Consider the following 20,228-nt stretch of genomic DNA (forward strand, 5'->3'; position numbering starts at 1 on the left):
ATAAAAACCGCCGACGATTATTCGTCAGCGGTTTTTTATTTCTCTGTTTATTGTCTGGCTGCAGCCAGCGCATCACAGAAAGCTGCGCCATACGGCGGAAGATCGGGAGGGCGACGTGCCGAGATAATATGACCGTCTGTCACCACAGGTTCATCCTTCCAATAGGCTCCAGCATTCTCCATATCGTCCCGGATTCCTGGTGTTGAAGTAACGGTAACCCCATTCAGAATCTTCGCTGATATCAGCACCCAGCCTGCATGGCAGATCTGCCCGATAGGTTTCTTGGCTTCGTTCATTTCACGAACGAGCTGCAGCACCTTCGGATACCGGCGAAGCTTGTCTGGCGCCCAGCCACCAGGAACTAGAATGCCATCATAATTCTGGCTTTCCACCTCTTCATAAGCATACTCAGCTCCGGCGGGAACGCCATACTTGCCAATGTATTTTTTGCCTTTCTCGGCACCGACGAGGTGAACCTCAGCCCCTTCCTCTCGAACGCGATATATCGGATACCAGAGCTCTAAATCCTCAAATTCTTCGTCTACTAAAGCGATGATCCTTTTTCCAGTTAGTCTCATATCTAACTCCTCCAGTCGAATTTGAGCATTGACGAAATCCTATTTCAGTTATTTAATTGTATCAAAAACTAAAACTTTTTACACATCACTTACGTTAGTAAGATTAAGACACAAAACTATGAAACAGAATGCAGATGAGGTGATGATGTGCGCAAGTCATGTGATTGCGGACAAGCAATGAGCCTGGATTTCAGAAAAGTTTTCTTTGAAGGGCGAATTGAAATTGAGAATGTACCAATCTTACTATGTGAATCCTGTTCAACTTATGAAGTGCTTCCTGAAGTGAAGTCGCATGTCCTGTCCCTGCTCGGAGAATGGAAGCAGATTGAGGGAAGCCGGGTCATTCATTTCAATGAAATGAATGAAGTTGCGAATCTTTTGTACGATGCTTTGTATACAGCGCCTGTAACCGCTTCAATCGAACACATATTGGAACAAAAGAAAGAAGAACGAATCAATCTTCTCCTCGATATTTATGGATATGCCAAAGAAACAGAAGACGGCATGTGGATGCAAGACATCACTCAGCGGCTATCTCAACTTACTCTGTTTCACACCGCTCGACAAGTTTCCAGAATAAAATGAATTTTTTCACCCCTTTTCAGCTGAATTTTCACGATAATTGGATTTTTTTCGCGTTTTTTGCTAAAATACATAGAGCATGAGGAACGGAAATGGATTCAAACCGTGTGAGAAGCTGAATATAAGACCTTGGCCTTGCCCACAATAACAAATGAAAAAGTGCTTGATCCCAAAGGGGAAGGCCGCCTTGCATACCTCCCATTCCAGTAATACCTCAGTTGCTTTTAGTAGGAAGCTTAAGGGTAGATATCGCGTTATCGATTGCACAAAATAGCGTTTTATCGTATCATAAATTTAATTCATATTATAGAGTAACTAAAGTCAACAGCCCAAATTAACTATTTTACATTACTTTGTGAAGGCCGCTGCTGATTTTAGTTCGTTCGGATACATCGACATCTACAGAATCAGAATGAAAAATTTATTGGCAATGGAGAGAAGAATGTGACGGTTACCATTTATGATGTGGCACGCGAAGCTGGCGTCTCGATGGCCACAGTTTCCCGGGTTGTTAACAACAATCCGAATGTGAAGCCGCAGACCCGGAAGAAAGTATACGAAGCAATCGAACGACTTGGATATCGTCCGAATGCTGTGGCTAGAGGCCTAGCCAGCAAGAAGACAACGACAGTGGGTGTCGTAATTCCTGATATCTCCAACTCGATTTTTGCAGAAATTGCGCGGGGTATTGAAGATATAGCGAATATGTATCACTATAACATTATTCTATGTAACGCAGACAAGAAGAAGGAGAAGGAGATCCGCGTCATTAACACACTGCTGGAGAAGCAGGTGGATGGCCTTCTGTTCATGGGCGGTACAGTGACGGAGGAACATGTACAAGCCTTCCAAACGTCTTCGGTTCCGATTGTTCTGTGTGCTACCAGCGATGAGAACGGAGTAATTCCTTCAGTCGATATTGACCACGAAGCTGCTGCTTTTGATGCGGTAAATACTTTAATCCGTCATGGGCACCGTGAAATTGCCATGATCAGTGGAACACTGCAGGATCCGGCTAACGGTTATGCCAGATTCCAGGGTTACAAGAAAGCGCTTGAATCCGCGGGAATTCCTTACCAGGAAGATCTGGTGAGAATTGGTAACTATCGTTACGAATCCGGTGTAGAAGCCATGAAGTACTTCCTTGGTCTCAAGAAACGTCCAACCGCTGTATTCTCGGCTACAGATGAGATGGCAATTGGAGCGATACATAGCATTCAGGACGAAGGACTTAAAGTACCCGATGATTTCTCAGTGATCAGCGTGGATAACATTCGTATGGCCTCGATGGTACGTCCTCAGCTCACGACTGTTGCTCAGCCGATGTATGATCTTGGAGCTGTAGCTATGCGTCTTCTAACCAAGCTTATGAAGAAAGAGAATGTGGAGAATCCCCGTGTGATTCTGCCTCATGAGACGATCCTGCGTTTGTCCGTGAACCACTTAGAGAACAAGAATTAATACAGAGATATATACAATATATGAAAAAGGTTATCGTAGAAGAAGCTCCTGTACAGGGGCTTCTTTTTGGGAAAGGAGCTTGATCAGATGACAACATTAGGATTATTGGGCGCTATGGATGAGGAAATAGCCCATCTGCTTGCTGATATGGACAATAAGGAGACTGTGCTTTTTAGTGGGATTACTTTTACCAAAGGCAGTTTGTACGGCAAAGAGGTCGTTGTCTGTAAATCGGGAGTAGGTAAAGTCAATGCGGCTGTTACTACACAAGTGCTTATTAACCGTTTTGGGGTAAGTGCGATTCTATTCACCGGGGTGGCAGGCGCAGCGGATCCAGAGCTGAACATAGGAGATATCGTAATCTCCTCCTCCTGTCAGCAGCATGATATGGATGTCACGGCTTTAGGATTTCCTAAAGGGATTATTCCGTTTCAGGAGGTATCCGACTTCCCGGCCGATCAGACTCTAGTAAAGCTGGCTGAAGCCGCATGCTGCAGGGTATGTAAGGATCATAAGTTTATCGTGGGAAGAGTGCTGTCCGGGGATCAATTTGTTGCTGATCACGCGCTCGTGAAATCCCTCTATGAGGACTTAGGCGGAGCTTGTGTGGAGATGGAAGGGGCTGCTGTGGCCCAAGTGAGCCACTTGAACAGCATTCCTTATGTTGTCTTGAGGTCGATGTCCGATAAGGCGGACGGAACCGCGAACGTTAACTTTGAAGAGTTCACGGCGGAAGCGTCTCGCCGTTCTTACGAAATTGTAAGAGATATATTAGAGCATTGGAATTAATGTAAGATCCGTGCCGCTTACCTTATGGCATATCTTGAAGTGCAACCGCGAGCGTCTCGCGGTTTTTTGCTGTGATTTCGTCTCTTCTGGGGATGGCATCCCAGCAGCTCAGATCATCCAGCCATTCGGAAGGCAGGGTTACGGGAGCTTGGGGCTGCCATCTTCCTGTCCATTCAACAGGAAGAGGGGAGAGCGGATGGGTCTTCAGCTGCTTCTTTAGCGGGTGATCGCTCATTTCCAGCCACAATAGACTCCAGGCACGCGGAACCACCTTCCAGATGTCGTAGCCGCCTCCTCCCACGGCCACCCATCTGCCTCCGCAATGGGTATGCGCCAGTTCATGGATCAGTTCAGGCATCTGGTTATAGATATTCATACTGCAGTGCATATGAGATAACGGGTCCATGGCATGGGCGTCACAGCCATGTTGGCTGATAATCAGGTCAGGCTTGAAAAATGCAGCAACACGGCGGATCGACTCCTTAAAACACTCCATCCAGGAGGCATCCTCGGTATAAGGCTCAAGAGGAACGTTCACCGTATATCCATAACCCAGATGCTCTCCGCGTTCGTTCACGAATCCTGTTCCAGGGAATAGATACTTACCTGTCTCGTGAATAGAGTAGGTGCAGACCTCAGGGTCCGAGTAGAAGCTCCACTGCACCCCATCACCATGGTGAACATCCGTATCGATATACAGTACCCGGGCTTTGTACTTCTCCCTAGCATATGAAATGGCTACTGCAGCGTCATTGTACACACAGAAGCCGGCAGCTTTCGCCAGCAAAGCGTGGTGAAGTCCACCACCCAGATGAAGGGCATGTGTGACGGAACCGGACATGACCGCTTCTACGGCCGTTAGCGTGCCTCCGGCTATATAGGACGAAGCTTCATGCATTCCCGCAAAAAAAGGCGTATCCTCATCAAGCAGCCCGTACTGTTCAGCCCGGGACAGCCACTGCGCAGCAGGAGCTTTTACACTAAGAGCCTGAACGGCCTTAATATATTCGAGACTATGTACACGAAGCAGATCCGCTTCGTCAGCTTGACGGGAGGAGAGCTTGGCTTCATCTGGCAGAGCGCCGACGGCGGCCAATAGGTCAATCGTGAGCTGCAGACGAATGGGATGGAAAGGGTGGCTGTCATGGAAATGATAACTTAAATCCTTGTCGTGATGAACGAAGCTTGCTGTTCCAGACATAGCTGAGCAATCCCCCTATCTTCTCCAATTAATACATAAAGCGCTGCTTAAATCTTATCTGATCGAATTGTTCTTTGGATTCGAGCGGCACATTCTTACCAATCCGCACCATTAGACAGTTAGCAGGATGAGAGCAGATTTCCGGATCGTCGGTTGCATACCATACCATATCCACGGTCTGCATCAACCGTTCCATCATTTTGCGGTAAGCCCATACATCAAGCCCGCTCGTCTTCAAATCCCAATGCCAGTAGTATTCGGTCGTAAATACAATGTAGTTCTCCATCTGAGTATCTTCAAATGCGGTACGGATCATTGCGCTCCCGAGGCCGAGTGAACGGTACTCATTCGCTACTTCAATCGCACCGAGCTCTATAAGATCGGGCATCTCACCCTGTGACCAGCGTTCCATTTCATCGGGGTAATGGAAGGTTACATATCCGACAATGAGGTCTCCATCGCGCGCTATAATCATACGTCCTTCAGGAAGGCCTGCAATTTCAACCAAGGCTGCATGCTGCTCTTCCGGTCTGCGGAAAGCGTCAAGTTCCGGATGCATATGGAGCCGCCGAAGTACGTCGGGTGCTACAGGTCCTTCCACCGTAATTTCCTTGGATGGATGAGACAGGATATGGGCGTGGTACATTTTAGGATGTTCCATCGTCGGTCTCCTTTCCTCTTTCCTCTCACTTATAGCAGAAAAATGGAAAATTGAAAAGTGTAGCCGCTTTCTTTTGCCTATGATATAATACCTTTTGACATAAATTCTTCACATTTCCAGACTTGACTTCATGCCTGTCTAAAGCCGAATGTGCCGTTTTTCGACAGCATTCGTGTAAGCGCTATCCAAGACTGAACCTGTTTTCTGTTATTCATGAATTCCAACTTACAATTTCCGGTTTCGAGAGAGGATTAAGGAGGATGAAAAGATGAACCAACTGCAAGGGGAAGTTATTTCAGCGGAGGCCCAATCAACTAATTTGGGCGACTATCAAACAACGTATGAAGGCTTCGATTGGAAGGATGTAGAGAAGGAATTCTCCTGGTACGAGACCGGTAAGCTGAATCTGGCCTATGAAGCCATAGACCGTCATGTAGATGCTGGCCGGGGCGGGAGAACAGCATTACTATACAGCGATGCAACACGTGATGAGGCATTTACTTTTGAAGAGCTTCAGAACTTATCCAACAAATTCGCTAATGTTCTAAGACAGATAGGAATTCACAAAGGCGACCGCGTATTTGTGTTCATGCCGAGAACGCCAGAACTGTACGTAAGTATTCTGGGGACCATCAAGATTGGCGCAGTGGTGGGACCTTTATTCGAGGCCTTCATGGAGACTGCCGTCAAAGATAGGCTTGAGGACAGCGGAGCGGTAGCGATCGTCACCACGCCTTCCTTACTTCCAAGGATTAAGCGAGATGAACTGCCAGAACTCCAGCATGTTATTGTCATAGGGGACGAGGTAGAGCCAGGCGAAGGGATCATTGACTTCAATTCTGCCATGGCGAGCGCATCTTCAGAAGCTGAGATTGAATGGGTTGACCGTGAAGATGGCTTGATCATCCACTATACTTCAGGTTCAACCGGCAAGCCAAAGGGAGTCTATCATGTCCACAACGCCATGATCCAGCATTATTATACCGGCAAGGTTGTGCTTGACCTCCAGGAAGGGGACGTGTATTGGTGTACAGCGGACCCCGGATGGGTAACAGGAACATCTTACGGTATATTTGCACCTTGGCTGAATGGAGCCACGAATGTTATCCGCGGCGGCCGCTTTAGTCCGGCCGATTGGTATGGGACCATCCAGAAGTATGGGGTCACAGTCTGGTATAGTGCGCCTACGGCGTTCCGTATGCTGATGGGGGCAGGCGAGGATGTAATTTCCGGATACGATCTGTCCAGCCTTCGGCACGTTCTCTCGGTGGGAGAACCGCTCAATCCTGAGGTAGTACGTTGGGGACTTAAAGTGTATGGCAAAAGAATTCATGATACCTGGTGGATGACCGAAACCGGCGGACAATTGATATGTAACTATCCTTCACTGCCTATGAAGCCTGGCTCTATGGGACGACCCCTTCCAGGTATCGAAGCGGCAATTATTGATGACATGGGTAACGTGCTTCCGCCTTACCGGATGGGAAACCTCGCGATCAAGACACCTTGGCCATCCATGATGCGTAAGATCTGGAACAACCCGGCTAAATACGAAGAGTATTTCCGTATCCAAGGCTGGTATATCTCGGGGGATTCGGCCTATATGGATGAGGATGGTTACTTCTGGTTCCAGGGCCGGATTGATGATGTAATTAACTCCTCGGGTGAGCGGATTGGACCTTTCGAGGTGGAAAGCAAGCTTGTTGAGCATCCTGCAGTAGCTGAAGCAGGGGTTATTGGCAAGCCGGACCCTACGCGGGGTGAGATTATTAAGGCATTCATCTCCCTTCGTGAAGGTTATGAACCTTCAGAAGAGCTGAAGGCGGATATCGCCAAGTTTGTAAAAATCGGCTTATCTGCTCATGCCGCACCTCGCGAAATTGAATTCAAGGATAAACTGCCCAAGACCCGATCAGGCAAAATCATGCGCCGGGTGCTTAAGGCGTGGGAATTGCAGCTGCCTGTTGGAGATTTATCTACAATTGAGGACTAATATTCACTTAATAGGACGACTGGACTTCGGTTCAGTCGTTTGATTTTGAATAAGTTAATAAAAAAACGGAATCCATCGCGGATTCCGTTTTTTTGTAACTATTTTAAGACTGACCGTGTCTCGGTCTTATTTCTCAATATGGAGCGCTGAGGTGGGTGTGGATTCCCCGGCCGCATTGATCGCTGTTACCCGAATATACCCGTTGATTGGGGAAGCTGTATATTCATACTGATTAGATTGAACGGTTCCGACAAGGGAATATACCCCGTTCTCTTTGTCCGCGTAATACACATTATATCCAGTAACACTCTCTGCTTTAGGATTCGCACTCCAGCTAACTTGAACACCACCGCTGGTTGCTTTGGCGTGCATCCGCTGAGGAGTGGTAGGGGCAGTGGTGACGGGATCAGATCCATCTGTAGTGCCGTTCCCATCGGTAGTACCAGTACCGTCTGTAGTCTCACTTCCGCTGTCAGCGCCTGAATTCGGATCCGGCTTCGGCGGCGTATTGCCCGGTTTCGGAAGTGGGGTTCCCGCCCCTTCCGAGGTGGCTACAGCACTAGGTGAAGACTCATGCCCGCCAACATCAACGGCTGTGACATAGTAAGAATAGTTATGTCCCGAAGATGTCCCATCCGTAAAGCTTGTGTCTGAACCGGCAAGAACTGCACTGCTGTATCGGAACGCGCTGCCATCTAGAGATCTGTACAGCCTATACCCAACGACATCCTTCTCGCTGTTCTTATTGAAGGTAATCGTGTTGTGACTGCCTCCGGCGATCGCCCTCACATTGGAAGGGGCAGCAGGAGCTCTGCCATCATCTTCACGGGGGTCAAGCTTGGTCGGAGCATCCTTGGATGCATCCTTAGGCAGATAGTAGCTGAGATCTCTATGTCCGCCCCTCATTCTGGAGAAGGCATTCTGAAGATCTTCAATCAATTCTTTGATGGGCTTGTCACGCCGCATAACCACTTTCTGCTGCACCATGTCTGAAGGCGTCTCGTCATGAGGAATATAATTCACGCCATCGTACGTAATATATTTGGCTCTCACGAGCACATCATCAGATTTCTTAGGTACATACTTCACATTGAAAATATCGGTGACCATCTTTCCAGCCTGCTGGGTGAGCGCAGTCGGCAGCAGACCGCTGAATCCGGATACGGTCCGTGTGACAATGCCGTCCGGTCTCGTGAATTTCGGTGTCTTGAATAGATCAGGCTTGCTATCACTGACCTCATTCATGACAAGAGCCCAAATGGATTTGGCCCTGGATTTGGCCTCTTTGGTCACGAGTGTATCCTTCTGTTCCTTATATCCCACCCAGACGCCAAGCGTAACATCCGGGGAATAACCCATGAACCAGACATCACCATAGTCTTGTGTGGTTCCTGTCTTGCCGACGACTGGAATCTGGCCGTATTTCTTGAAGTCACGGGCAATGGAATGACCGGTTGACCCGGCAGCCGAGATGACGGTACGCAGCATATCTGTCATCAGGTAGGCTGTCTGCTTGGAGAATACCTGTGTAGGTTCAGCCTTGTGCTGATATACGACATTACCATTTGAATCGGTAATCTTCTCGATCATGTAGGCATCATTAAATACCCCTTGATTCGCAATGGCTCCATATGCATTGGTCAATTCCTCAACAGTTACACCATATTTAAGACCGCCTAGGACACCGGTCTGGGCCTGGTAATCCTGTTTCTGGATAGTAGTAATGCCCAGCTTCTTGGCAAAAGCCCAGGCGTCATTAATTCCAACGGTATAGTTGAACAGCTTGAGCGCAGGGATATTCCGCGATTCATTAAGTGCGGTTCTCGCAGTAACAAGCCCTTTATAACCCCCGCTAGAGTTGACTGGGATGTGATAGCCTTTCTGTCCATCCCGGAATATTACTGGAGAATCATCAATAATGGTAGCAGGCTGGACAAGCCCTTTCTCCAAGGCAGGCAGGTAAGCTGCGATCGGCTTCATGGTGGAGCCTGGCTGTCTGACCATCTGGGTAGCATAGTTCATCTGCTCGGTATAGAAATCCCGGCCTTCGATCATGCCAAGAATACCGCCTGTTCTGTGATCGATCATCATACCGGCAACCTGTTCCAGGCCCTTTGTCTTGCTGTTCGGAGAGAAGTTGGCGCTGTTCTCGGCTACTTTATGCATCGCACTATATACTTTCTTATCAATCGTAGTATAGATGCGGTATCCGCCAGTCATAAGCTGCTGTCTTGCTTCCTCCAGCGTTTGGCTTGGAATCTTGTTCTTATCTAGAGACGGGTCTTTGAGCAGGGCAAGGACCTGTGCACCTTGACGCTCGGTTTCCAGCATAAGATAAGGGTAGGTTGCATAGGCTTTCTCAATATGCGGAGCAAGAGCCTTCTTGATATCAAAGGCCATGGCTTCATCATATTGGCTCTTGGTAATGGTGTTCTCCTCGAGCATACGCTGCAGCACCAGATGCTGACGTTTGACAGCCCGGTTGAAGTTGGACTTATTAAATTCCCCTTTGCCATTAAAAGCGGAGTAAGAAGAGGGGAGCTGAGGCAGGCCAGCCAGGTAGGCGGCTTCAGCAATGTTGAGCTTCTTAAGATCGGCGATTCCGAAGATTCCTCTAGAGGCTGCCTGGATTCCGAATACGTTGTATCCATTCGACCCGTTACCAAAAGGAACCTTGTTCAAGTAAGCGGTTAAAATTTGTTTCTTGTCCAAGAACCGCTCAAGGCGAAGCGCCAGAAGCATTTCTTTTACTTTCCGGTTATCCGTACGGTCCAGATTAAGGAACACCCGCCGGGCCAGCTGCTGGGTTAGCGTACTGCCTCCAGTCTGGCTGCTTTCCCGAAGGAGTCTTTCCTTGACTGCACGGAGAGTTCCCTTCACATCGACACCACTATGGTGCCAGAAGTTGTTATCCTCGATGGAAATCACGGCGTCAATCACAAGCTGGGGGATTTCCTCGTAGGTTACCGGGCGCCGATCCTCTTCAGAACGAAGCTGGCCGATCGGAGTGCCGTCGCGGAAATAGGCGAAGGCTGTAATATTATTAGTGCTTATTTTCTGCTCAATCATTGCCCTTGATCGGACAGGGTCATCCTTGACGTTGGAGGATACGAAGCCAAATAAAGCTCCTCCAACAAACAGAATCCCAGCAAAAGCAACAAAACCCAGCCATAGGAACACTTTCAGGGTTGTCCTGCCCCAATGTTTCCGGCGTTTCGGTTTTTGTTCTCCAGGATCCTTTTCGTGCACTTCTACCATAGGGTATCCTCCTTTTAACAGCAACATTATAGCATAAATGTACCCGTTTGAATCCATTTTTGAGATCCATGCCCTACCCAGAAGCGACTTTGACTCATGAGCTAGCGTTTGACTTCTCAAAAGTATATATGTTATAAGATATACAGTAATATACAAAAGCATATGGATAAAGGCTTTGAAAGATACAGTAGAAGGTGGAAATCTCTCCTCAGAGAATCGGTGGTTGCTGCGAACCGTGAGTGAACCTCCTTTGAATTACAATCTGGAGCCGTCCGGGGGAACACACAGAGGAATGGAGTGTCAGTAGTCCGGTACCGGGTAACCGTTATAGGAATGAAGTGAAAGCCGTAGTGTCTTTTTTTGGAATAGACATGGCTTTAATTAGGGTGGTAACGCGAGCAGCTCCTTCTCGTCCCTTGGGGATAAGATGGAGCTTTTTTTGTGTTCAGATATATTAATGTTAGAGGAGGCAGGACGTCATGAAATGGGAAGAATTATCTCTTGAACAGCAGGCTGAGGTAGAGCGTCAGCTGCAGGTGATTTCACGGGGCGTAGTTGAGATCGTTCCTGAGGAAGAATTGAAGAACAAGATTATGAAGTCTGTGGTAACAGGTGAGCCGTTAAAGGTAAAATTAGGACTCGATCCATCGGCACCCGATCTGCACATTGGACATACGGTCGTTATGCAGAAGCTGCGCCAGTTCCAGCAGCTGGGTCACCAGGTGCAGCTGATCATTGGTGACTTTACCGGCCAGATTGGCGATCCGACCGGCAAATCCGAGACAAGAAAACAGCTGAGCGAGGAAGATGTGAAGCGCAACTCGGAGACTTATTTTAAGCAGGCCTTCAAGATTCTGGATAAGGAAAAGACGAAAATCCATTTCAATTCAGAGTGGCTCGCGCCAATGACCTTTGCTGATGTCGTAAAGCTGGCTGCGAAGCTGACGGTTGCGCGTATGCTTGAACGTGACGACTTCACCAAGCGTTACCAGAGCGGACAGCCTATCAGCGTCCACGAGTTCTTCTATCCTCTGATGCAGGGTATGGACTCAGTTGCTTTGAAGTCAGATATTGAGCTTGGCGGAACGGACCAGAAGTTCAATCTGCTTATGGGACGTACGCTTCAGAAGGAATATGGCGTAGAGCCTCAGGTGGCCATTATGACGCCGATCATCGAGGGGCTTGATGGAGTCCAGAAGATGAGTAAGAGTCTGGGGAATTACATTGGCATCGATGAACAGCCTAACGAAATTTACGGCAAGGTGATGTCTGTACCTGATGAATTGATGCTGAAATATTTCCAGCTGGTAACTGATTTAACGAATGAGGAGCTGGCTGTGCTTGAAGAAGGAATGAAGGAAGGCACGCTGCACCCTCGGGATGCCAAGATGAAGCTTGCTTTTACACTCGTAAGAATGTATCACAATCTGGAGGATGCGGAAGCGGCTCAGGAGCATTTCGTAACCGTGTTCCAGCAGCGTGCGCTGCCAGACGATATACAGACTGTTGAAATTGCAGATAGCGAGCTGGCAAATGGCTCTATTGGCCTGATTAAGTTGCTCACGCTTCTGGGCTTCGCTGCATCCAATGGAGAGGCGAGACGCAGTATACAGCAGGGCTCGGTCAAGTTCAATGAAGACAAGCTGACAGACTTCAATGCAGAGCTTGAAATTAAAGATGGCGATGTAATTCAGGTGGGTAAGCGTAAATTCGCCAAGCTTGCGAGAAAATAGTACAGAGTAAGGAGCCGAGGTTGGCTCCTTTTTTGTATGTACTATTGTAGTTAAACATAAAAAAACCGGCCGAAGTCTTTGCAGACCAGGACCGGTTTGTGTGAGCTTTAATATTAACGGTTGTAGAATTCGACGATTTGTTTCTCATCGATGTCTTGGGAGAGCTCAGAACGCTCTGGAAGACGGATGTACTTACCTTCAAGGGAAGTATCGTTGAACTCAAGGTAAGCTGGAAGATGGTTGCGGTTCTCCAAAGCTTCTTTAACGGAGGAAAGGCCGCGGCTTCTTTCGCGAAGGCTGATTACATCACCCAGGTTCACGAGGTAAGAAGCGATGTTCACTTTCTTGCCGTTAACTGTGATATGGCCGTGGGATACCAATTGACGGGCACCAGCACGGGAGTTAGCAAAGCCAAGACGGTATACAAGGTTGTCCAGACGGGACTCCAGCAAGAACATGAAGTTTTCACCGGCGATACCTTGCATTTTGTGTGCTCTAGAGAAGAGAGTTTTGAACTGCTTCTCGCCCAAGCCGTACATGTGGCGAAGCTTTTGCTTTTCAAGAAGCTGCATTCCGTAGTTGCTTACTTTTCTCCGTTGGTTTGCACCATGTTGACCCGGAGGGAAAGGGCGTTTCAAATCTTTGCCTGTGCCGCTCAGGGAAATGCCGAGACGACGGCTGAGTTTAAATTTAGGACCAGTGTAACGTGCCATTGTATAGTAGACTCCTTCATAAATTAAATTTTAGGTGGGGCTACACTTGCGCCGGTTTTGTTTGTCGGGCGGGGGGATAGAAGAATAATCCGCTCTACTGACCGAAAAGTTCAGCCGCTGTCCAGTCAGCAACAAAAGCCGTGAGGGTGACACAATTTTACGCCCTAAGGTAAGACTCTATCCAGTCTTCATCAACAATAAATATTATATGAAGTTAGTATATAAAGTCAAGGCGAAGTTTTTGTTTGAAAAAGATGGTTTTTGTCGATAGGGCTTTTGCACCAAAAAAACCGGTTCAAAACCATGGAATTTAGGTGCAAAAACCCAATTATAATAGTAGAATACAATTATATATCTTATTCCTAGTATACCCTTAGAAGAAGTTTGTTGTTGAGCATATGTAAAGGTTACCATTAAGCCGTCGATGCGCGGTGCAGAAGGAGCCCCTTATGGCAGAACATCTACGAGAGGACCCGGTGATTAGCAATCTAACTTCCCCATCTCCAGATCTTGACGTTCACTCAAGCGAGATCGCCTGGCTGGAGCAGCTGGATATCACGGCACATGATTTTCCTTATTTGCATCCGCTGCTAAGTTCTGTATTTAAGGACTGGCTTCCTGCAGTGTCTTCATTCCAGGGCGGCGGACAGCTTTCATGGGTGCTTGCGGATTGGGCAGCACAATTCATTTATACCGAAGATGAGGCTGTGCTCGGCAGGTGGAATCAAGGTATGAACGAAGCGATGCGAGCTTGTCTAGACACCGGTAAGACTATTACGCTAAGTCTGTGTGCAGATGCTGCGGCAGAACCCGTTACAGTCGCAGCAGCAATCCCTATTCGTACAAAAAGCAAGGCCGAAATATTCTCAGTAATTGGCTGTGTAATTCAAGGCACTGCCGAAGAGACCAGCTTTGCAGCGCAGATTCTGGGTATGGCAGAACACCATTTTGTATCCTGTTTTTACCGCAGGTTCGAGAATACATTTTTCAAAGATTTCATTGCGATACAAGAACAGGCCAAGCGAGAGACGCTGAGAAGATCCTTCCTGGTCGAGATTGTACAAAGGCTTCATGACAAAATAGATGTTGATGCGGTGCTTAACGAGGTGCTGGACAGTCTTGTCAGGGTATATCCGAATGCACGGCTGGAAATTTTGATGTCCCAGGATCATCATAGTTCGAATTCCAGAGTGAAATCACTGCAGCTGCAGGGGGAGACGAGGCGGCTGTGTGTTCAGGCCTTTATGGAAGGAAGGCTTCTCCGTAACAGCTTCCAGACTGAGGATGGACAAGGATACCTGGAAATTGCAGTCCCGCTTAGCGGCAAGCAGGGTGTCTACGGGGTATTTCATCTATTCATCCCCTCAGAACAATTTGAAGAAGCGGATATCCAATTGGTTGGCATGCTGGCCGATACGGCTGGAACCGCATTCGAGAATGCCAAATTATACGAACAGTCTAATCAGCTCATTCATGAGCTCAGGTTGATTAATGAATTGACTCAGCAGTTAAGTCAGAGTTTGCAGCTGAAAGAAGTGTTCAAATTTGCAACAGAAGAGCTTCTGCATATATTCGGTGCTGAATACTGCTGCATCTCCCAGCTTGATAAAGCCAAAGAGTCCTTTGAAATGGTCTCCACAAACGTTGCTTCACTGACCAAGGAGATCTTCCCCAGAGATTCTGGCTTTTGCGGCTTGGTATACGCAACTAAGGAACCTATTATCCTCTCGGATTACAATAATTACGGAAGAGTATACTCCAAGCTAATGGAGCGGACTGGATCAAACTCCTTGATCGGGGCTCCATTAATGATTCGCGGGGAAGTCAGCGGGGCGATTCTGCTGGCGCACACCCGCCCACATTATTTTTCCTATGAGAATTATAAGCTGCTACAGGTGCTGTCTACTCACATTGGACTGGCTATTGCAAATGCTTCACTGCATGCCGAAGTCCGGCGGATGGCTAATCGGGACATGCTGACTGGATTGTTCGCCCGCCATTATCTGGACGATAAGATATTGGGATTTCAGCGCAGGGATGCCAAGGGCTCGCTGATCGTGGTAGATATAGATAAATTCAAGCAGATTAACGATACCCATGGTCATCAAATCGGAGACCAAATTCTGAAGCAGGTCTCTAATATCATTCAGTCCACCCTTCGCAAGGTTGATATAAGCGCACGGTGGGGCGGAGAAGAGCTGGCGATATACTTGCCGGATACGGAGCTTGAGGAAGGCTATCAGCTGGCCGAGCTCATTCGTGGCCGGATCTCGGCTGAGACGACACCGAGGGTTACTGTCTCGTGCGGCGTATCCAATTGGAATCGGATGGATGAGAAGATTAGCGTAGAGTCATTATTTTACCGGGCTGATATGGCGCTATACCGCTCCAAGAATAACGGCCGGAACCAGACCCAAATTGGCAGGACGGTTCAATAAGTCTATAGATTTGCTGCAAGGACACCCTTCGGGGTGTCTTTTTGTATGATCGCTGGCATCTCTCCCTGTATAAGTTGCTCTTTGTAGGAGAAATTAGGAGTAGCTTAGATATGTCCTTGAATGAGAGAGGTGCGGAGTATGACCAAAAAATCTGTTGTTCGCAAAGCTTCCGTAAGCATTATCGTGATTCTGCTGTGTACTTCCTGTTCTGGTCCGAGGTCCGCGCAGGACTGGTTCGACTTGACCTGGGCAGGACTTGCCGGAAGTGACACGCTTAGCTTCAAGGGTACAACGGTGCTGTTAAGGGCAGATCAGCTCCAGCCGGAGGGTAATGTAGCCTTCTCGGGAGAGCTTCAAAATCATCAGATTCTGACGCTGACTGCGGATTCTCCTGTAAAGCCGGCTGATTCTAATCTCGAGGCGGCAGAGGTCAAATCACGACGAAGCATCGCAAAACTTCAACTGAAAGGAAGAAGGTGGGTTGCTCTGACTGAGAATCAGGGGATGAGTGGATCCCAGCCGCTTACACGGGTTAATCCCCTGGCACAGCTTGAAGAAATTCATGATACCAAGTCTAAGACCATCCGACTCGAGAGTGGAGCGGCCAGAGGAACGAAGGTGCTGAGGGTTGAACTTGCACCGGAGGAAGCCAAGAGACTGCTCCGCAGACAGCTTAGCGATGAGATGAACCTTGTGCTTAACAACTATTCGCGGAATAGCCAGCAGCTGCTGCTGTCTCCCTCTGAGCGGAATGCACTGAACCGGGAAGTCCGGGAATTGTGGGATCAAGGTAACCGCCAGATGTCAACAAAGCTGGATCAGGCTAAGGTCAGCACCGTGTATTACTTGACCATAGACAAGAGATCGGGTCTGCCGAGACGTCTTACCTCCCATAACAAAATTACCTTTCCGGGGAATTCGAACTTGAGCAAGCCAGAGACACTGGTTACCGACTGTACCTTTAAATGAACGGATTCTCTTGTAATGCTGACTTCATATCATCAAAAATGATACAATAGATAAGAATCGACCATCGTTAAATTAATACAGCTATTGAGGGGGAACATGAAATGCGTGATCCAAGAATTGGACAGCTGGCGGCGAACCTGGTAGGGTACTCCGTTAACGTTCAGCCAGGAGAGAATGTGCTTATTGAAATGATAGGTACGGAACGGGATTTATTGAATGCCATTGTTGAAGAAGTAGGTAAAAAAGGCGGAAATGCATTCGTGCAGCTAACAGACAAGACCGTTCAGCGGGCCATGCTTAAATATGGGAACAAAGAGCAGATTCAGACTTGGGCTGAAATTGATCTCAATCGGATGAAGCAAATGCAGTGTTATATCGGAATTCGGGCCGGAGAGAATGTGAATGACCTGGCTGATGTGCCAGAAGAAAAAATGAAATTATACAATTCATTATATTCTCATCCTGTACATAGCGAACAGCGAGTTAAGCATACCAAATGGGTAGTGCTGCGCTATCCTAACGCAAGCATGGCCCAGCTGGCGAATACAAGTACAGAAGCTTTCGAGGACTTCTATTTCTCGGTATGCAATTTGGATTATGCCAAGATGGATCGGGCTCAGGATGCTCTGGCGGAACTTATGAACCGCACGGATCAAGTACGGATTGTGGCGGAAGGCACGGATTTGCAGTTCTCGATCAAAGGCATTGGAGCTATCAAGTGTTCCGGGCAGAACAACATTCCGGATGGCGAAGTTTATACAGCGCCGGTTCGTGATTCCGTAAATGGTACGATCAGCTTTAATACAGCGAGTCTATATAACGGGGTAACGTTCGAGAACATCAAGTTCCGTTTCGAGAATGGGAAAATTGTTGAGGCTTCGAGCAATGATACGGCCCGGATTAATGCCATTCTGGATGCCGATGAAGGTGCCCGATATATCGGCGAATTCGCCATTGGCTTCAACCCTTATATTCTTCATCCGATGAAGGATACGCTCTTTGATGAGAAGATTGCCGGCAGCTTCCACTTTACTCCGGGGCAGGCCTATGAGGTGGCGGATAACGGGAACCGGTCTTCCATCCACTGGGATCTTGTGCAGATCCAGCGTCCGGATTATGGAGGCGGAGAAATTTACTTTGATGGACAGCTGATACGCAAGGATGGACTGTTCGTAATTCCTGAGCTTGGGCCTTTAAATCCGGAGAACTTGAAGTAAGGAGATTTATCCTTGATTGGTAAGCGGATTCAAGGTATCATGAACATATATTAATATACTTAGAAAACGGAGGATATTCCATGGCGAACAACAATGCAGCGGTTGTAGAAATTGCACAAACAGCAGGAAGATTTACTTCTTCAATCGTGCTTCAGGCGGAGAACAAGTATATCGATGTTAAAAGTATTCTAGGTCTGTTCACCACTCTTGTTAGCTCCGAAAGCTATGAGCTCCATGTTCATGGACCAGATGCTGAAGAAGCTAAAGCGGCAGTAGCTGAAGCTTTTGCCAAACATGGTCTTAAGGTTCGCGTAGTCGAAGAATAGACTGGAACCGCATCACTCCTGCCTGATGGCAGGGGTGTTTTTTTATTCGCGGCGTTATGAGGTTTTCTTTGAGCGGGGATTATTTCGTGAGGTTCTTGTATTGGGGTTCATTTTCGTCTAATATTAAGTAAAGTAAATATAAATATGGTTAGACTGATGATTTTGTACACAGGGGGGGAAGATTGCATGACTTCATCTGATTTGCAGGAACAGTTGAATTTGAAAGCGCTGAGTCTTTTGCAAGAAGACGCAGATAAAATAGAGAAGCTCATTGAAGTGCAGATGGAGAATCTGGCAACACGTTATTGCCCTCTATATGAGGAAGTGCTTGATACCCAGATGTTCGGATTCTCGAAAGAGGTAGATTTTGCCGTGCGTGCTGGACTGGTTAATCCTCTCGTGGGCAAACAGATCCTAAGCAAGCTGGAACGCAATTTGGCCGTTCTTTATGAGGCCTTGAATACTAAAGAGTAGGCCTGTCGCAGGATGGGCATACATAGAGTACACAAATAAAGCGTATGATCCGGTCCCAGCCGGTCATACGCTTTTTTTGTGCTTAATTTTCTAACATGTCTATACCAGGTAAAAGGATACACCGAGGATACCATATACAGCCAGCAGTAAAAGTCCTTCATACCAGTTCGTAGAACCATCCTGTGTAATGGACTTGGCAATAAAGACGGATACCCCAATGGCTGCAAGCTCGATGACCGTGAAGACAATATCCATAGGACGCCCCATGAGATGACTGACGAAGATCAGAACTGGGGCTACGAACAGAGCGATCTGCAGACTGCTGCCGATGGCAATCTCAACGGAAGCCCCGATCTTGTTCTTCATCGCCAGCATAATGGCTGCACTGTGTTCAGCTGCATTTCCGACAATAGCTACCACAAAGGCGCCGACGAAGATTTCACTAAGTCCAAATTTCTCGGTAAACGTGTCCAGAGTATGTACCAGCCACTCGCTGACAAAAGCAACCATGACCGTAGCGACAATCAAATATACAATAGATTTGCCCTTCGACCACATTGGAGCGTGCTCATGAGGAAGCTGCTCTTCACTGTCCTCAGTTACATCGGCCAAGTAGTCTTTATGTGTAATCATGGAGAATACAAGCCACAAGAGGTAAGCCACGATTAGAATTCCGGCTACGACTAGGCTGACTACGTTCTTGTCTTCGCTTTGCAGCGCATGTGTATTCAGGAAGATAGCCGGTACGAACAAGGCGATAATTCCCAGAATCATCAGGGAACCATTAAGTCCGGCAAGGGAGACATTGAAATTCTGAATCTTGTATTTCAGTCCGCCTGCAAAAAGGCTGAGTCCAAGCACAAGCAGCAGGTTCCCGATAATAGAACCGGTTATGCTGGCTTTAACGATCTCGAATTGTCCGTTGCTGACCAGGAGAATCCCGATAATCAGCTCGGCCGCATTTCCGAAGGTTGCATTCAGGAACCCTCCAAGACGTTGTCCCGCATAGTGGGAGACGCTTTCTGTGGCCTTTCCAAGGAATCCGGCAACGAAGATGACCGCGATGGCGGAAATAACGAACTGCAAGGTAGGGTTCCAGTCGGCATAATGACCGATGGCGCTAAGTAAGAATGTAAGGATAAGCAAACTCGGAAACCAATACTTTTTCAAAAAAAGACACCTCAACTTTAAGTTATTTGGGATGGGCTTATATGAGTACAAAATCAATATAACCATTATTGTACCCAATATAAACGAGAAATGTGTGGTGCAGCGTAGTTGCTCAATCCGTATTATAAACGGAAGATGGAAGAATGGTCCATAGTTGCATTCAAACCCGGCACCTATTACAATTAGAAATAATTAGATTTTTTGGAGGAGGAATGACCATGACCGAGCAGTTACAGCTTGAATTAGGGACCATTCGAATCTCGGATGATGTAGTGTCCAAAATCGCGGGCATGGCCGCATTGGAAACTCCAGGCATCGCTGCAATGAGCGGAGGACTTTCTGAAGGCTGGGCGAAACGGCTTAGCGGGAAGAATGTGCAGAAGGGGGTCACCGTTGAGGTTGGCCAGCTGGAAGCCGCTATTGACCTGCGGATAATCGTGCTGTATGAGACCCCGATTCACGAGGTGTGCCGCATGCTTCAGCAGAATGTCCGTGTTGCTGTTGAGAGCTTGACAGGTCTTCATGTTGTTGAAGTGAACATCAAGGTCGAGGGTGTGGCCTTCAAAGATGATGAAATGTAGGCTGTAATACGTCCTGGAGGGTTAGGTACATAAATCGCTCAACGACCAACAAAAAAAAGGCTGGCCCAGGCAGATTCTGCTGTG

17 protein-coding genes and 1 other annotated feature are annotated in these 20,228 nt (G+C 47.7%); of the genes, 11 read left to right on the forward strand and 6 right to left on the reverse strand.

The window, feature by feature from the left end:
• Window positions 1-47 precede the first annotated feature (47 nt).
• Window positions 48-578 (reverse strand): type 1 glutamine amidotransferase domain-containing protein, encoded by a 531-nt coding sequence (locus ACEN86_RS08055; protein WP_495633773.1) that lies wholly within the window; start codon window positions 576-578, stop codon window positions 48-50.
• Between the two features lie 147 nt (window positions 579-725).
• Here ACEN86_RS08055 and ACEN86_RS08060 point away from each other — a divergent pair, with 147 nt between their 5' ends.
• The 3 genes from ACEN86_RS08060 (at window position 726) to ACEN86_RS08070 (ending at window position 3,410) form a co-directional block, all read left to right on the forward strand.
• Window positions 726-1,163, forward strand: coding sequence for a hypothetical protein (locus ACEN86_RS08060; RefSeq protein WP_495633774.1), 438 nt, complete (start codon window positions 726-728; stop codon window positions 1,161-1,163).
• 441 nt (window positions 1,164-1,604) lie between these two features.
• Entirely contained in the window at window positions 1,605-2,621 is a 1,017-nt protein-coding gene (ccpA, locus tag ACEN86_RS08065; protein ID WP_495633775.1) for a catabolite control protein A, read from the forward strand.
• An 87-nt stretch (window positions 2,622-2,708) separates the two neighbouring features.
• Window positions 2,709-3,410 carry a 5'-methylthioadenosine/adenosylhomocysteine nucleosidase gene (locus tag ACEN86_RS08070; RefSeq protein WP_495633776.1) on the forward strand — a complete coding sequence of 234 codons (702 nt, stop codon included), beginning with the start codon at window positions 2,709-2,711 and terminating at the stop codon, window positions 3,408-3,410.
• Between the two features lie 22 nt (window positions 3,411-3,432).
• Here ACEN86_RS08070 and ACEN86_RS08075 read toward each other — a convergent pair whose 3' ends face one another.
• Together ACEN86_RS08075 and ACEN86_RS08080 are read right to left on the reverse strand one after the other, a co-directional pair.
• Window positions 3,433-4,611: an acetoin utilization protein AcuC gene (locus tag ACEN86_RS08075; RefSeq protein WP_495633777.1), complete on the reverse strand. Its 1,179-nt coding sequence runs from the start codon at window positions 4,609-4,611 to the stop codon at window positions 3,433-3,435.
• A 28-nt stretch (window positions 4,612-4,639) separates the two neighbouring features.
• Complete coding sequence (locus ACEN86_RS08080) at window positions 4,640-5,272, reverse strand: GNAT family N-acetyltransferase (RefSeq protein WP_495633778.1); 633 nt, start codon at window positions 5,270-5,272, stop codon at window positions 4,640-4,642.
• A gap of 268 nt (window positions 5,273-5,540) precedes the next feature.
• On the opposite strand from ACEN86_RS08080, the gene acsA reads away from it, so the two are divergent.
• Complete coding sequence (acsA, locus tag ACEN86_RS08085; RefSeq protein ID WP_495633779.1) at window positions 5,541-7,265, forward strand: acetate--CoA ligase; 1,725 nt, start codon at window positions 5,541-5,543, stop codon at window positions 7,263-7,265.
• A 126-nt stretch (window positions 7,266-7,391) separates the two neighbouring features.
• On the opposite strand, the gene ACEN86_RS08090 is transcribed toward acsA, so the two are convergent.
• Window positions 7,392-10,523 (reverse strand): transglycosylase domain-containing protein, encoded by a 3,132-nt coding sequence (locus ACEN86_RS08090; protein ID WP_495633780.1) that lies wholly within the window; start codon window positions 10,521-10,523, stop codon window positions 7,392-7,394.
• 166 nt (window positions 10,524-10,689) lie between these two features.
• Window positions 10,690-10,943 (forward strand) — a binding site (T-box leader).
• Between the two features lie 59 nt (window positions 10,944-11,002).
• On the opposite strand from ACEN86_RS08090, the gene tyrS reads away from it, so the two are divergent.
• A complete protein-coding gene (tyrS, locus tag ACEN86_RS08095) occupies window positions 11,003-12,256 on the forward strand; it encodes a tyrosine--tRNA ligase (protein WP_495633781.1) in 1,254 nt (417 codons plus the stop codon).
• 113 nt (window positions 12,257-12,369) lie between these two features.
• Here tyrS and rpsD read toward each other — a convergent pair whose 3' ends face one another.
• Window positions 12,370-12,969, reverse strand: a complete 600-nt coding sequence (gene rpsD / locus ACEN86_RS08100) for a 30S ribosomal protein S4 (RefSeq protein WP_495633782.1) — start codon at window positions 12,967-12,969, stop codon at window positions 12,370-12,372.
• Between the two features lie 449 nt (window positions 12,970-13,418).
• On the opposite strand from rpsD, the gene ACEN86_RS08105 reads away from it, so the two are divergent.
• The 5 genes from ACEN86_RS08105 to ACEN86_RS08125 all read left to right on the forward strand — a co-directional run bounded on the left by ACEN86_RS08105 (window position 13,419) and on the right by ACEN86_RS08125 (window position 18,393).
• Window positions 13,419-15,407, forward strand: coding sequence for a sensor domain-containing diguanylate cyclase (locus ACEN86_RS08105; protein ID WP_495633783.1), 1,989 nt, complete (start codon window positions 13,419-13,421; stop codon window positions 15,405-15,407).
• Window positions 15,408-15,545: 138 nt separating this feature from the next.
• Complete coding sequence (locus ACEN86_RS08110) at window positions 15,546-16,376, forward strand: hypothetical protein (protein ID WP_495633784.1); 831 nt, start codon at window positions 15,546-15,548, stop codon at window positions 16,374-16,376.
• A gap of 101 nt (window positions 16,377-16,477) precedes the next feature.
• Window positions 16,478-17,593: an aminopeptidase gene (locus ACEN86_RS08115; protein WP_495633785.1), complete on the forward strand. Its 1,116-nt coding sequence runs from the start codon at window positions 16,478-16,480 to the stop codon at window positions 17,591-17,593.
• 80 nt (window positions 17,594-17,673) lie between these two features.
• Window positions 17,674-17,919 (forward strand): HPr family phosphocarrier protein, encoded by a 246-nt coding sequence (locus ACEN86_RS08120; RefSeq protein WP_495633786.1) that lies wholly within the window; start codon window positions 17,674-17,676, stop codon window positions 17,917-17,919.
• Window positions 17,920-18,105: 186 nt separating this feature from the next.
• Window positions 18,106-18,393, forward strand: coding sequence for an Fpa/YlaN family protein (locus ACEN86_RS08125; RefSeq protein ID WP_251378214.1), 288 nt, complete (start codon window positions 18,106-18,108; stop codon window positions 18,391-18,393).
• Between the two features lie 99 nt (window positions 18,394-18,492).
• On the opposite strand, the gene cax is transcribed toward ACEN86_RS08125, so the two are convergent.
• Complete coding sequence (cax, locus tag ACEN86_RS08130; protein WP_495633787.1) at window positions 18,493-19,563, reverse strand: calcium/proton exchanger; 1,071 nt, start codon at window positions 19,561-19,563, stop codon at window positions 18,493-18,495.
• A 218-nt stretch (window positions 19,564-19,781) separates the two neighbouring features.
• Between cax and ACEN86_RS08135 the strand changes: the two genes are divergently transcribed.
• A complete protein-coding gene (locus tag ACEN86_RS08135) occupies window positions 19,782-20,144 on the forward strand; it encodes an Asp23/Gls24 family envelope stress response protein (RefSeq protein WP_495633788.1) in 363 nt (120 codons plus the stop codon).
• Window positions 20,145-20,228 lie beyond the last annotated feature (84 nt).

The sequence above is a fragment of the Paenibacillus sp. Paensp111 genome (assembly GCF_059492195.1).